Source organism: Lutibacter sp. (genome assembly GCF_046055765.1).
Lineage (GTDB): Bacteria > Bacteroidota > Bacteroidia > Flavobacteriales > Flavobacteriaceae > Lutibacter.
The window spans coordinates 1-14,255 of record NZ_JASFZF010000049.1; the positions used below are offsets into that span (position 1 = coordinate 1).

Sequence of the window (14,255 nt, forward strand, 5' to 3'; positions counted from 1 at the left end):
GCTTTAGGTGCTGCTCCAAATAACAATAATCCTGTAATTGCAAGGATAGTAAATACTCTTTTCATTGTGTAATAGTTAATTTATTAATTTTTCGGTTTAAATATGTAATAATTTTCACAAAATAAATAAATTTGAGAAAATGAAACTGCTAAAATCTTTATTATATCAAGCTCAACTTATCTCAACGTCTTTTGCGAATGGCAAGTAACAAAAAAATGTTGAATTCTGAAAATTTTAGAACTACTTTAAGATATTTTCTTAATAACTTTATTTTTTTAATTATTAACAAAAATCAGTCCAAAATAGCCTTGTTTATTGAAAATAATTTTAAAATACTCTTATTTAGTTATATAAAAATCACTCAGCTACACTTATTTCTCCTCTTAACGAAGTTTCAAAAAAAGTTTTAAATTTATTTTTTTCAATATTTTCACCTAATAAGTACATTAACTTAGCCAATGCTGATTCAGTTGTAATATCATTTCCACTAATAACACCTATTTTTTCGAGAGTAATACTCGTTTCATAATGTCCCATTATTACACCTCCGCCAATACATTGAGTTACATTTACAATTTGAATTCCTTTTTTTAAAGCTTCTTCTAATAAATATATAAACCAATTTTCTGTAGGTGCATTTCCTGAACCATACGTTTCTAAAATTACCCCCTTTAAACCTTTACTACATAAAATACTTTTAACAACTGTTTTAGTTATTCCAGGAAATATTTTTAAAATTACTACATTATTATTTAGCTCCTTTCTAACTTTTAATTGTTTATTTAAAGTTGACTTATGAATTAATTGTTTATTAAATTTTAAATGAACACCACTTTCACCTATTGGCGGGAAATTTGGTGAAGTAAATGCTTCAAAGTGCTCTGCATTAACTTTTGTTGTTCTATTTGCCCTGTATAGTTTATACTCAAAATACAAACACACTTCAGAGATAACTGGATTTCCATTTTCTTGGGCTGAAGCAATTTCTATAGAAGTTATTAGATTTTCTTTTGCATCTGTCCTTAAATCACCAATTGGCAATTGTGAACCCGTAAAAATTATAGGTTTTGATAAATTTTCAAACATAAAACTCATAGCTGAAGCAGTATAAGACATGGTATCTGAACCATGTAAAACTACAAAGCCATCAAATTTTTTATAGTTATCTTCAATAATTTCAGAAATAATAACCCAATTTCCAATATTCATATTTGAAGAATCTATAGGGTTTTCAAGAGAAACACTATCAATAGTACAATTCAATTGATGAAGTTCAGGAATGTGCTTTAATAATTTATCAAAATTAAAATTTCGTAAAGCACCGGTTTTAAAATCCTTAACCATTCCTATTGTTCCTCCTGTATATATTAAAAGTATGCGTGGTATTTTTGCCATTTTGTCTGTTACCTAATTTTGGAATAATTTATGATGTAAATTTATCAAATTAAAATACAATAATTAAAAAGAAATTTATGATAGGTTTTTATGTTATAATTGGAATTATATCTTTAGCTAGTTGGTTAGTAAGTCAACGTTTAAAAAGTAAGTTTAACCATTATTCCAAAGTTCAACTTCAAAATGGATTAAGCGGAAAGGAAATTGCCGAGAAAATGTTACACAATAATGGTATTTTTGATGTGAAAGTAATTTCAACTTCTGGTAAATTAACCGACCATTATAACCCTGTAAATAAAACAGTAAATTTAAGTGAATCTGTTTATAACCAACGAAATGCTTCTGCTGCAGCTGTTGCTTCACATGAGTGTGGACATGCGGTTCAACATGCTCAAGCATATCAATGGTTAACTTTACGTTCAAAATTAGTTCCAGCAGTAAATATCTCTTCAAAACTTTCTCAATGGTTAGTTATTGGAGGCTTAATTTTAGGTGCTACTTCTGGAAATGTAGGAATAGGTTTTATAATTGCTATTATTGGTTTAGCAATGATGGCGATGGCAACTTTATTTAGTTTTATTACTTTACCTGTTGAATATGATGCAAGTAACCGTGCTTTAACTTGGTTAAAAACTAATAATATGCTTACTAATGAAGAGCAAGATGGAGCAAAAGACGCTTTAAAATGGGCTGCCAGAACTTATTTAGTTGCTGCTTTAGGCTCACTAGCTATGTTATTATATTGGGGATTAAGAATTTTAGGATCAAGAAATTAAATTTAAAAAAAACCGCTTTAATCAATTTTTTTATAATTTAATTTGACGGTCTATTTGTTGATCTAACGAAATAAATGTTTCTGTTCTTGCAACGCCTTTTATAGATTGAATTTCTTGATTTAATAATTTCATCAAATGTTCATTATCTTTACATAATATTTTAATGAAAATAGCCCAATTCCCTGTTGTGTAATGACTTTCTATTACTTCTGGAATTTCTTTTAATCGTTTAATTGCTTCAGAATATTTACTTGCAGTTTCTAAAAATATGCCCACAAATGCCAATGTTTTATAACCTACTACTTTAGGATTAATTATTAGTTTTGAACTAGCTATTATTCCTGAAGCCTCCAACTTACGCAATCTTTGATGTATTGCAGCACCAGAAATTCCTATTTTACGAGCAATTCCTAATATTGGAGTCCTAGCATCTTCCATTAAGCTTTTTAAAATAATTTTATCAATACCATCAATATGTAACTCTTTTTCTTTCATAAGGTTTCTAATTGAAAGTAAATTTAAAAAAATAAAGGATATGAAAAACTCATATCCTTTATTTTTATTTTAATAAAAATTTTAGTCCTCTTCTGGTAATAATTCGAAATCTTCCATGAATTTTGTAGTGTAATTACCTGCAATATAATCTGGATGATCCATTAGTTGTCTATGAAAAGGTATTGTTGTTTTTACACCTTCAATTACAAATTCATCTAAAGCTCTTCTCATTTTACTAATGGCAACTTCTCGTGTTTGTGCAGTAGTAATTAATTTAGCTATCATTGAATCGTAGTTAGCTGGAATTGTATAGCCTGTATATACATGAGTATCAACTCTTATACCATGACCGCCTGGAATATGTAATATTGTAATTTCCCCTGGTGAAGGTCTAAAATCCTTATAAGGATCTTCAGCATTAATTCTACATTCAATTGAGTGTAATTTAGGTAAATAATTCTTTCCTGAAATTGGTATTCCCGCGGCTACTTTTATTTGCTCATAAATTAAATCGTAGTCAATAACTTGTTCTGTTATTGGATGTTCTACTTGAATACGTGTATTCATTTCCATAAAATAGAAATTCTTATGTTTATCAACTAAAAACTCTACCGTACCAGCACCTTCATATTTAATATATTCTGTAGCTTTAACTGCAGCATCCCCCATTTTTTTTCTTAATTGAGGTGTCATAAAAGGTGATGGTGCTTCTTCTGTTAACTTTTGATGGCGTCGCTGAATAGAGCAATCTCTTTCTGATAAATGGCAAGCTTTCCCGAATGAATCTCCAATTACTTGAATTTCGATATGACGTGGCTCTTCAATAAGCTTTTCCATATACATACCATCATTTCCAAAACACGCAAATGCTTCTTGTCTTGCAGCATCCCAATTATCTTTTAAATCTTCTTTTTTCCAAACAGCTCGCATTCCTTTTCCACCACCTCCAGCTGTAGCTTTTAGCATCACTGGATATCCCATTTCGTTTGCAAGAATTTCAGCATCTTCAAATTCGTCTAGCAAACCTTCTGACCCTGGAATAGTAGGTACTCCTGCAGCTTTCATAGTTGTTCGTGCTGAAGCTTTATCTCCCATTCTACTAATCATTTCAGCTGAAGCCCCAATGAATTTTATATTATGTTCTTCACATAATTTTGAAAACTTAGCGTTTTCAGATAAGAATCCATATCCTGGATGAATTGCATCTGCATTTGTAATTTCTGCTGCTGCTAAAATGGCTGACATTTTCAAATAAGACTCGCTACTTGCAGCTGGCCCAATACAAACTGCTTCATCTGCAAAACGAACATGTAAACTCTCTGCATCAGCAGTAGAATAAACCGCTACTGTTTTTATTCCAATTTCTCTACAGGTTCTTATAACACGTAATGCTATTTCACCTCTATTGGCTATTAATATTTTTTTAAACATAATACTTTCAAATTATTTACAACATAAAGTTTTAAAAAGTGATTTAAAACTAAAAGGAAATTTAACTTATGAAGGGTCAACTAAAAATAATGGTTGACCAAACTCAACTGGAGTTCCATCTTCAACCAAAACTTTTACTATTTTTCCAGAAACTTCAGCTTCTATTTCATTAAATAATTTCATTGCCTCAACCATACACACTATAGTTTCTGAATTTACTGAATCACCAACTTCAACAAAAACAGGTTTGTCTGGTGCTGGTTTTCTGTAAAAAGTTCCTATAATAGGAGATGTAATTTCTATATATTTTGAAGATTCATCCGCAACATTAGCATTTACACTTTGAGTTTCAGTTGGTGCAACCTGAGCTATAGGTGCTGCAACTTGCATTTGTGGCATTCCCATTGGTGCCTGTTGTACAATGGTTGTCTCTGTTTTTTCTGAACCTGTTTTAATGGTGATTTTAATATCTTCCATTTCTAGTTTCACTTCGGTTGCTCCAGATTTTGCAACAAATTTAATTAGGTTTTGAATATCTTTTATGTCCATATTCGTAAAGGTTTAGTTGTTAATTTTATGAATTATATGCCCATTTAAAGTAGATTGATCCCCAAGTGAAACCACCACCAAATGCAGCGAAAATTATTGTATCTCCTTTTTTAAGTTGTTTTTCATAATCAGCCATAAGCAAAGGTAATGTAGCTGAAGTAGTATTTCCATATTTTTGAATGTTCATCATTACTTTTGAGCTATCCAATTTAATTCTATTAGCTGTTGCTTCAATTATTCTTTTATTTGCTTGATGTGCGGCAAGCCAAGTAACATCGTCATTTGTTAAATTATTGCGTTCTAAAATTTTTACTGTTACGTCGGCCATATTAAATACTGCATTTTTAAAAACGGTTTTACCGTCTTGAAATACAAAATTTTCTCTATTATCAATAGCCTCTTTTGTTGTAGGATACATAGAGCCTCCGGTTTTAACTTGTAAAAACTCTCTACCTACACCATCACTTCTTAAATATTCATCTTGCAAACCTAAGCCATCTTCATTTGGTTCAAACAAAACTGCGCCTGCTCCATCTCCAAATATAATACAGGTTGCTCTATCAGTATAATCAATCATAGAAGAACATTTATCAGCACCAATAAGTAATACTTTATTGTATTTTCCTGATTCTATATACCTTGAAGCAACTGACATTCCGTATAAAAAACTAGAACATGCCGCTTCTAAATCGAAAGCAAAAGCATTTGTAGCACCTATTTGAGAAGCTGTGTAAACAGCTGTAGCTGCAGCTTGCATATCTGGTGTTGCAGTAGCAACTATAACCAAATCAATTTCTTTTGGGTTTAGTTTTTTCTTATCTATTAATTGTTGTGCAGCTTTTATTGCCATAAAAGAAGTTCCTTTTCCTTCTCCCTTTAAAATTCTGCGCTCTTTAATTCCTGTTCTAGAAGTAATCCACTCGTCATTAGTATCAACTAATTTTTCCAACATTACATTTGTTAAAATATCTTCGGGTACATATTTTCCAACTGCTGTAATTGCTGCGGTAATTTTTGTCATAATTTAGTTTTCTTTTAAGTAAAAGAGGGGGTAAAAGTAGTAAAATATAATTTGATTATTTACTGAATTTTACCACTTTTTAATCATTTTTAGGCTGAAAAACAAAAAAAACCCTCAAAATGAGAGTTTTTAGTGTATTTTTCACTTAATTAAATTAAGCTTGTATTTCTTCAGAATCTATTACAATTTGACCTCTGTAATATAATTTACCCTCATACCAATGAGCTCTATGGTATAAATGTGCTTCACCTGTTGTTGGGTCTATAGCCACTTGAGGAGTAACTGCTTTATAATGAGTTCTTCTTTTATCTCTTCTTGTTTTCGATATTTTTCTTTTAGGATGTGCCATTACTTGTATTTTTATCTATTAGTATGTTTTTTAATTTATTCCACCTAGGATCAATTTCTTTTTTTTGTTCTTCTTCCTTTTGATCCTTTATTTGTAATTCTTTTAATTTTTCTAATACTTCTGAATGCAATGTACCGTCATTTACGCCCGGATGTACTCTTTTTAATGGTATTGCTAATACAATTGTTTCATATATATATTGCGCTACATTAAATTTATAATCTCTATAAGGAATAATTAATAATTCCTCATTTTCATCATTATATTCGTCTCCGAATTTTACAATTAAATTAAAACTTGTTTCTACTGGTTGTTGAAATAACTCATTTGTAACATCACAAGTAACCTCTACCCAACCTGAATAAGCAAAATTTAACTCTAACATGGTAGCATTTTTCAAAAATGATAAAACTACCTTTATGTTTGAATTATAAAATTCATCATAGTTAAAAAAATCAAAGAACTTTTTCTCAATTATATATTCAAATTGATGGTTTCCGTCTTTTAAACCTATAAAAGAAATGTCAAACTCTTTTAAATCTTTCATTTAGAACTTCAATTTGAGCGTGCAAAGATATAAAATAATAAATAAATTTTAAAAATTTATCGCTTTTCTTTTTGCCTTGATTTTTTTAATACGTTTTCAGTCAAACTTTTATATTCATTTCTCGTCTTAAATATTTGAATTCCACTAAAGATAGCTTCTTTAAATGAATTAATATTTGCCAATCCTTTTCCTGCAATTTCATAGGCTGTACCGTGATCAGGCGATGTTCTAACTTTGTTTAATCCAGCTGTGAAATTTACTCCGCCTCCAAAAGCTAATGTTTTAAAAGGTGCTAAACCTTGATCGTGATACATTGCTAAAATAGCATCAAAATTTTTGTGGTTTTCTGAACCAAAAAAACTATCAGCCGCATAAGGACCATATACCAATTTTCCTTCGGATTGAATTTGTGTAATTGTTGGTCTAATTATTTCATCATCTTCATTTCCAATAACTCCATGATCTCCACAATGTGGATTTAACCCTAAAACAGCAATTTTTGGTTTTGAAATTGCAAAGTCTTGCACTAAGGCTTTATGTAATATTGATACCTTTTTTTGAATCAAATCAGTAGTTATCGTTTTTGATATTTCAGAAACTGGTATATGACCTGTTATTAAACCTATTCGTAGTTCGTTAGCCATCAAAATCATTAAACTTTCACCTTCTAACTTAGATTCCAAATATTCTGTATGACCTGGAAACTTGAAACTTTCTGACTGAATATTGTCTTTATTAATAGGTGCCGTAACAAGCACATCTATTTCCCCTTTTGCTAACGAATTAGTAGCGGCTTCTAATGATGTAAAAGCGTATTTTCCTGAGCTTTCAGTGGGTTTTCCCAAATTAATTTGAATATCTTCATCCCACAAATTTAAAATATTTAGTTTCCCATGAATTGCCTTATCTATGTTTTTTATTCCATTAAATGGCAAATTAATATTCATAGATTTTTTATAAGCTGTTATTAATTTTGTTGATCCAAATAATATAGGTGTACAAAAATCCAACATTCGCTTATCTAAAAATGTTTTCAATGCTATTTCTATTCCAATACCATTAAAATCGCCTATAGAAATACCTACTATTATTTTTTCAGATTTGTTCATCAATCAGGTTTATTATGCTTAATTTTGAGTCTTCAAAAGTAATCAAATAAATTGATAAAATTATGTTTACGGGTATAATAGAAAGTTTAGGTGTTGTAAAAAATATTGTTAAAGAAGGTGAAAATTTCCATATTACTATTGAAAGTGATTTTACTTCTGAATTAAAAATTGACCAAAGTGTTGCTCATAATGGAGTTTGCTTAACAACCGTTAATATAAAAGATAACGAGTACACTGTTACTGCCATTAAAGAAACATTAGATAAATCTAATTTTAAACATCTTAAAATAGGTGATTTAATTAATTTAGAACGTGCAATGGTACTTGGTGCACGATTAGATGGACATATTGTTCAGGGGCATGTTGACCAAACAGCATTTTGTACTGGAGTTAAAGAAGAAGATGGAAGTTGGGTTTTTGGGTTTGAATATGACACTACTTTAAATAATATAACTATTGAAAAAGGTTCAATAACCATAAATGGTACTAGTTTAACAATTGTTAATTCTAAAAATAATACTTTTTCTGTAGCTATTATCCCTTATACTTATGAGTACACTAATTTTCACACCTTTAAAAAAGGAACCGAAGTTAATTTAGAATTTGATGTAATAGGGAAATATGTGGCAAAATTACTAGAAAAATAATAAGTAAATATCTTTATTTTTTTCTTTTCAATTCATAAACACCATAAGCAATCCCCGCTATTAATAAATAAGACAATCCTCCATCTATTGGAAATCCAGGTGGTGGGGGACCATTAGTTCCAGGAACAGGTACATCTCTCTTTTGTGCAGATGCTCCAATAAAACAAGACATAATAAGTAAAAAACTTAATAAGCCTTTATTAAACTTACTTTTCATTAGGGGTTGAGGTTATAGTATTATTTTGAAAATCAAAATACACCTTAACAAAGGTAGTGTTTTTTGATTTAAAACAAAATCTTACATTATTTATTCCAAATCTAACAAGTCTCTCCTTCAAGGGTTTACACTTTTAATAATTTGGGTTTTTATTAATTAGCCCTTTAAAACATACTCCTTTTAGATAAAGAATTTATCCAAATTTTTAATTATATACTGTTTACTTATTTACAAATATAAATCTATAATTTTTATTTCTTGAATAAATTACTATAATTAAACTAATCGCATATTTTATATTATAATTGGTTAACTTTCGAAAACATCTTCAAATAAAAATCTACAATATTTTATAGTTCAAAATTACTCAATAGCTGTTTTATTTAAATATCTTTCTATGCACTAACTAAAAAAGTCTTGTATTTCTACAAGACTTTACGTTTCAAATTTGTGGTCCCACTAGGGCTCGAACCTAGGACCACCTGATTATGAGTCAGGTGCTCTAACCAACTGAGCTATGAGACCTAAAACGGTCGCAAAAATAATACTTATTTATATGATGCACAATATTTATTTCAGAAAAAATTAGAAAAAATAAATTAACTTAGCTGAAAATAACTAATATGCACAAAATCATAATTTTACTTTCCTTAATTATTTTTGTAAATACTAATTTATTTGGTCAAAACTCTGATTTAGAACAACATCGTTTTATAGATGATGTTCGTTTTGGTGGTGGAATTAATATTGGAATGGGTAATGCCTATTCTTCTTTCTCAATTTCTCCAAGTGCTATTTACGACTTTTCGAATGTATTTAGTGCCGGTTTAGGTGCTAGATATGTTTATGTTAAAAATAAATCAACCGTTAGTTCAACTACTAATATTTATGGCGGAAGTATTTTAGCTTTTTATAAGCCAATTAATAATATGCTGTTTTCTACAGAATTTGAGCAATTGAAAATTGACCAAAAATATGCGTTTGTGAATAATATAAATAATTCTGACTTATGGCAACCTGCTCTTTATATTGGTGCAGAATATGTTACTGGGAATATTTCTATGGGCTTACGTTATGATGTTTTGTTTGATAAGACAACCAATGTAATTTACTCTTCAGCTTTATCACCCGTTTTTAGAATTTATTTTTAAACCAAACTTTTTGATACTCTCTTTTTAAGATTATAAAAGTTATTTGCTCAACTATTTCTAGTAATTCAACACCTTTTATAGTTAACAACTCTTTTTCAGAAACATCAACTCTATATAAAAAGTTTAAATAATCATCATAATGATTAGTTATTAATCTTACTAAAATTCTGCTTAATGCTTCCTTTAATTGAACTGGTGTAATAGACAAATTAAAATGCTCATTTAAGTTTGATAACTGAAAATCTTTATTTAATTGTTGTATTAAATTCTGATATAAACTTTCAACTTCAACCTTTTGCAAAAGTGCTAATGATTGTTTTTCAGTTAACATTAAATAGTGCGTTTCATTAAACTCAATCCAAAGTTTTTAAGAATTCCTTTTTTTTCTTTAGAAATAGATAAACTCTCTAAAACATTAAATGCCTTATTTGTATACAACTCAATCTCTTTAATAGTAATTTCTTTCAACCGATTTCTTGTAAATAATTGTGTTACTTCTTCAATTTTATTTTTACTATTTAAATTTGTAGTATAAAAATCTAGCAGCTTTTTCTTATCATTTTCTTTACAAACTTCTAGTGCTTTCAGATATAAAAATGTTTTTTTATTTTCAGCAATATCACCACCTATTTGTTTTCCAAATACAGCAACATCTCCAAAAGTATCTAAATAATCATCTTGCAACTGAAAAGCAATTCCTAGGTTTAAACCAAAATTATAAATTGCTTCAGCTTCATTTTCGTCAGCATTTGCAATAATTGCACCCATTTTCATTGCTGCAGCAACTAAAACCGATGTTTTGTAGGTAATCATATTTAAATATTCTGGAATTGAAACATCATTTCTAGTTTCAAAATCCATATCTAATTGCTGGCCTTCACAAACTTCTAACGAAGTTTTATTAAAAAGCAACATCAATTTTTTAAAAATAGCTGGTTCATAATTTTCAAAACATTTATATGCCATAATCATCATAGCATCACCAGACAATATTCCTGTATTTACATCCCATTTTTCATGTACAGTTTGTTTTCCCCTACGTATTGGAGCACTATCCATAATATCGTCATGAATTAATGTGAAATTATGAAAAACCTCAATTGCTAAAGCTGCATCAAACGCTTTTTTAGGATTTTCATTAAAAAATTCACAAGTCATTAATGTTAAAATTGGTCGTAACCTTTTACCGCCAAGTTGTAAAATATAATGTATAGGTTCGTATAAATTAACAGGTTCATTTACCTTTATTTTCTCATTCAAATAAGCAATGAAATCATTTTTATAATTTTCAATCATTTCCATTTTATACATAATTTTTTGTAAAAATACATCATTCAAAAATACTTTTAACTCTTCACTATAACTTTAAATATTATAAAATTATTAAAACTATGGAAACTTTTTTTGTGTTTTAAGTTTCCATTTGTATATTTGTCCTCAATTTTAAAATGAAAATGATTTTATGAAGAGTATTATTTTGCAAAAAGCAAGTGAAATTTTCCTGAAGCTTGGTTTCAAAAGTATAACTATGGATGATATTGCCCACGAGTTGGCGATATCTAAAAAAACTATTTATAAATATTTTAAAAATAAAGAAGAACTTGTAGATGAAACCACCACTCACATACATGAAACAATGCATAAATCTGTATTATGTATTTGTGAAAAAGGTTTCAACGCCATTGAAGAAAACTTTGAAATAAAAAAAAGGTTTAAAAATTTATTGAAGAATTCAGATACTTCGCCAATGTATCAATTAAAGAAATACTACCCTAAAACTTATTCAAAAATTATGGCTAAAGAATTTTCAATGTTTAAAGGTTTCATTTCAAATAATATTGAGAAAGGAATTAGTGAAGGCTTGTATAGAAAAAATATCGATAAAGAACTAACAACAAAATTTTACTTTTCACTTGCTATGAGTGTCCACGACGCATCTTTATATTCCTATAATAAAAACACTTTAAATAAATTAGAAAGTAGTGTACTAGAATATCATACAAGAGCAATTGCAACATTAAAAGGATTACAAATTTTAGAAGAACAATTAGAAAAAATTAACAATTAAGAATGAAAAAATTACTACTTCTATTTAGTGGAATATTAATAAGCGTATCAATTGAAGCGCAAGAAAACATTTCATTATCATTAGACCAAGCAATTGATTATGCATTAGTAAACAACTATGCAGCAATAAATGCAACAAGAGATATAGATGCAGCTAAAAAGAAAAAATGGGAAACTACAACTATTGGTTTACCACAAATTAGCGCAAAAATAGATTATCAGAACTGGATTAAACAGCAGGTTTCTTTAATTCCTGCAGAATTTTTTGGCGGGAACGAAGGTGAATTCTCTGAAATAGCATTTGGCACAAAACACAATATGAATACAACAGCAACATTAAAACAATTAATATTTGATGGTTCATATTTGGTTGGATTACAATCAGCTAAAACGTATTTGAAAATTTCAGAAAATGCAAAGGAAAAAACTGAACTTGGTATTAGAGAAGCTGTTATAAATGCCTACGGAAATGTGCTTTTAAGCGAAGAAAGTATATTAATCTTAGAAAAAAATATTAAATCATTAGAGAAAACATTAAATGATACCAATCAAATTTATTTGAATGGTTTTGGTGAGCAAGAAAGTGTTGAACAACTACAAATTACATTGGCTTCAGTAAAAAGCCAGTTATCAAAAACCAAAAAGCTCAACAATATTGCTTATAAACTGCTAAATATTACTTTGGGAATTGATATTTCTGCAACAATTCAGTTAACTGATAATTTAAATACTTTAGCTAAAGAATATATCAATTTAGAGTTGCTTTCTTCTAATTTAACTATTGAAAATCATGTAGATTTTAAAATTGCTAAAAACACAGAAAAATCAAATGAACTTTTAATGAAACTTGAACAAAGTAAAGCGCTACCATCATTAAGTAGTTTTATAAACTTTGGTTATGCTGGTTTTGGACAAGAATTTGATTTCTTTAAAAAAGAACAAAAATGGTTTGACTCCTCATTGCTAGGGGTTAGTTTAGAAATTCCTATTTTTAGTAGTTTAGCTAGAAGTTCTAGAACGCAACAAGCTAAAATTGAACTTGAAAAAGCAAAAACAAACCTTACTGAAACGGAGCAAAAATTAATACTCCATCTTGAAACTGCCAAAACAGAATATAATTATAGCATTGAAGAATTTGAAACTTCAAAACAAAATTTAGCTTTAGCCGAACGAATTGAAAAAAAACAACAAATTAAATTTTTTGAAGGAATTTCTACAAGTTTTGAACTTTCAGAAGCACAACGACAATTATACACCATACAGCAAAATTATTTACAAGCTATGCTTAATATAATTACAAATAAAGCTGCTTTAGATAATGCCTTAAACACACCTATTAATAACTAGAAATCAATTAAAATGAAAAAAATAATAATACTTTTTATCACTACTACACTTCTAATATCTTGCGGAGAAAAAATTAAAAAATCTTCATTAGAAGAATTAAACGAGCAAAAGATAACACTCGTTAGCCAAATTGATAGCTTATCAAAAAAATTAAAAACCATTGAAAATAAAATTTCAAAATTGGATACTCACAAAAAGCTCCAAATAATTACTACTTTACCAGTAAAAAATGGCACTTTTAAACATTATATTGAAGTTCAAGGAGTTGTAAAAGCTGATAAAAATATTGAAATAAAACCTGAATTAGGCGGAATTGTAAAAACTATTTACGTAAAAGAAGGTCAACATGTAACTGCCGGGCAAACTTTAATGCAATTAGATGACGCAGAAATAAAAAACGCAATTGCTGAGCTAAATACACAATTAACTTTAGCCAAAACCACTTTTGATCGTCAAGAACGACTTTGGAATCAAAAAATAGGTTCCGAAATGCAATTTTTACAAGCAAAAGCACAAAAAGAAAGTTTAAAAAACAACTTAGCAACACTAAATACTAAGGCTAACAAAATGAAAATTACTGCTCCTTTTAGTGGAATTGTAGATGAGGTGTTCCCAAAAAACGGGGAATTAACAAGTCCTCAAATGCCTGTTATTCGTTTATTAAATTTAGATCAAGTTTATGTAGAAGCTGATGTAACTGAAACATATTTACCTGTAATAAAAAAGGGAACAGAAACTGTTTTAAATTTCCCTTCAATCCATAAAGAAATTGAATCTAAAGTTTCTCAAACAGGGAATTATATCAATCCAAATAATAGAAGTTTCAAAACTCGAATTAATCTTACCAACAAAGATCAAAGTATGAAACCTAACTTATTAGCAGATATAAAATTTCTAGACTTTAAAGCTAAAGGAATTATTGTTCCTGCAAATTTAGTACAGCAAGATCAAAATGGTAACGATTATGTTTTCACAATTAAAACTGAAAATGGTGAGCATACTATTGTAAAAAATAAAATAACAGTTGCTAAAGAATACAATCATGAAATTTATGTAAGCCAAGGGTTAACTTCAAATGATACTATTGTAAATGAAGGAGCCAGACAAGTACAGGCAGGTGAAATTGTTAAAATTAGCACAAACTAAATCTTCAA

17 protein-coding genes and 1 tRNA gene are annotated in these 14,255 nt (G+C 28.8%); 6 read left to right on the top strand and 12 right to left on the bottom strand.

Translation table 11 applies throughout. The features are described 5' to 3' along the window. Window positions 1-357 precede the first annotated feature (357 nt). Window positions 358-1,395 carry an asparaginase gene (locus QM495_RS05585; protein WP_408671126.1) on the bottom strand — a complete coding sequence of 346 codons (1,038 nt, stop codon included), beginning with the start codon at window positions 1,393-1,395 and terminating at the stop codon, window positions 358-360. A gap of 77 nt (window positions 1,396-1,472) precedes the next feature. On the opposite strand from QM495_RS05585, the gene QM495_RS05590 reads away from it, so the two are divergent. Beyond that, on the top strand, window positions 1,473-2,171 hold the full coding sequence (locus QM495_RS05590) for a zinc metallopeptidase (protein WP_408671127.1): 699 nt from the start codon (window positions 1,473-1,475) through the stop codon (window positions 2,169-2,171). Window positions 2,172-2,201: 30 nt separating this feature from the next. Here QM495_RS05590 and QM495_RS05595 read toward each other — a convergent pair whose 3' ends face one another. The 7 genes from QM495_RS05595 to pdxA form a co-directional block, all read right to left on the bottom strand. Next, the gene (locus QM495_RS05595; RefSeq protein WP_408671128.1) at window positions 2,202-2,666 is read right to left on the bottom strand and encodes an Lrp/AsnC ligand binding domain-containing protein; all 465 of its coding nucleotides are present in this window, start codon (window positions 2,664-2,666) and stop codon (window positions 2,202-2,204) included. 81 nt (window positions 2,667-2,747) lie between these two features. Next, a complete protein-coding gene (gene accC, locus QM495_RS05600) occupies window positions 2,748-4,097 on the bottom strand; it encodes an acetyl-CoA carboxylase biotin carboxylase subunit (protein WP_408671129.1) in 1,350 nt (449 codons plus the stop codon). 66 nt (window positions 4,098-4,163) lie between these two features. Next, on the bottom strand, window positions 4,164-4,646 hold the full coding sequence (accB, locus tag QM495_RS05605) for an acetyl-CoA carboxylase biotin carboxyl carrier protein (protein WP_408671130.1): 483 nt from the start codon (window positions 4,644-4,646) through the stop codon (window positions 4,164-4,166). A gap of 25 nt (window positions 4,647-4,671) precedes the next feature. Further along, the gene (locus QM495_RS05610; RefSeq protein WP_408671131.1) at window positions 4,672-5,667 is read right to left on the bottom strand and encodes a beta-ketoacyl-ACP synthase III; all 996 of its coding nucleotides are present in this window, start codon (window positions 5,665-5,667) and stop codon (window positions 4,672-4,674) included. A gap of 154 nt (window positions 5,668-5,821) precedes the next feature. Then, window positions 5,822-6,016 (bottom strand): 50S ribosomal protein L32, encoded by a 195-nt coding sequence (rpmF, locus tag QM495_RS05615; RefSeq protein WP_408671132.1) that lies wholly within the window; start codon window positions 6,014-6,016, stop codon window positions 5,822-5,824. Then, complete coding sequence (locus QM495_RS05620) at window positions 6,003-6,563, bottom strand: YceD family protein (RefSeq protein WP_408671133.1); 561 nt, start codon at window positions 6,561-6,563, stop codon at window positions 6,003-6,005. The genes rpmF and QM495_RS05620 overlap by 14 nt, the downstream gene beginning before the upstream one ends. Window positions 6,564-6,619: 56 nt before the next feature. Further along, entirely contained in the window at window positions 6,620-7,672 is a 1,053-nt protein-coding gene (gene pdxA / locus QM495_RS05625; protein WP_408671134.1) for a 4-hydroxythreonine-4-phosphate dehydrogenase PdxA, read from the bottom strand. A gap of 62 nt (window positions 7,673-7,734) precedes the next feature. On the opposite strand from pdxA, the gene QM495_RS05630 reads away from it, so the two are divergent. Then, window positions 7,735-8,319, top strand: a complete 585-nt coding sequence (locus QM495_RS05630) for a riboflavin synthase (RefSeq protein ID WP_408671135.1) — start codon at window positions 7,735-7,737, stop codon at window positions 8,317-8,319. 13 nt (window positions 8,320-8,332) lie between these two features. On the opposite strand, the gene QM495_RS05635 is transcribed toward QM495_RS05630, so the two are convergent. Continuing rightward, window positions 8,333-8,536, bottom strand: coding sequence for a PID-CTERM protein-sorting domain-containing protein (locus QM495_RS05635; protein WP_408671136.1), 204 nt, complete (start codon window positions 8,534-8,536; stop codon window positions 8,333-8,335). A 451-nt stretch (window positions 8,537-8,987) separates the two neighbouring features. Beyond that, a tRNA-Ile gene (locus tag QM495_RS05640) sits at window positions 8,988-9,061 on the bottom strand. Window positions 9,062-9,159: 98 nt separating this feature from the next. Between QM495_RS05640 and QM495_RS05645 the strand changes: the two genes are divergently transcribed. Then, window positions 9,160-9,687 carry an alpha-ketoglutarate decarboxylase gene (locus QM495_RS05645; RefSeq protein ID WP_408671137.1) on the top strand — a complete coding sequence of 176 codons (528 nt, stop codon included), beginning with the start codon at window positions 9,160-9,162 and terminating at the stop codon, window positions 9,685-9,687. On the opposite strand, the gene QM495_RS05650 is transcribed toward QM495_RS05645, so the two are convergent. Beyond that, the gene (locus tag QM495_RS05650) at window positions 9,671-10,018 is read right to left on the bottom strand and encodes a hypothetical protein (RefSeq protein ID WP_408671138.1); all 348 of its coding nucleotides are present in this window, start codon (window positions 10,016-10,018) and stop codon (window positions 9,671-9,673) included. The genes QM495_RS05645 and QM495_RS05650 overlap by 17 nt on opposite strands. Next, window positions 10,018-10,989: a polyprenyl synthetase family protein gene (locus tag QM495_RS05655; RefSeq protein WP_408671139.1), complete on the bottom strand. Its 972-nt coding sequence runs from the start codon at window positions 10,987-10,989 to the stop codon at window positions 10,018-10,020. Before QM495_RS05655 ends, QM495_RS05650 begins: the two co-directional genes overlap by 1 nt. Window positions 10,990-11,149: 160 nt before the next feature. Between QM495_RS05655 and QM495_RS05660 the strand changes: the two genes are divergently transcribed. Genes QM495_RS05660 through QM495_RS05670 form a run of 3 tightly spaced genes read left to right on the top strand, consistent with a single transcriptional unit; the run spans window position 11,150 to window position 14,247 of the window. After that, window positions 11,150-11,755 carry a TetR/AcrR family transcriptional regulator gene (locus tag QM495_RS05660; protein ID WP_408671140.1) on the top strand — a complete coding sequence of 202 codons (606 nt, stop codon included), beginning with the start codon at window positions 11,150-11,152 and terminating at the stop codon, window positions 11,753-11,755. 2 nt (window positions 11,756-11,757) lie between these two features. Next, entirely contained in the window at window positions 11,758-13,101 is a 1,344-nt protein-coding gene (locus tag QM495_RS05665) for a TolC family protein (RefSeq protein WP_408671141.1), read from the top strand. Window positions 13,102-13,113: 12 nt separating this feature from the next. Further along, on the top strand, window positions 13,114-14,247 hold the full coding sequence (locus QM495_RS05670) for an efflux RND transporter periplasmic adaptor subunit (protein WP_408671142.1): 1,134 nt from the start codon (window positions 13,114-13,116) through the stop codon (window positions 14,245-14,247). The last annotated feature ends 8 nt before the right edge of the window (window positions 14,248-14,255 follow it).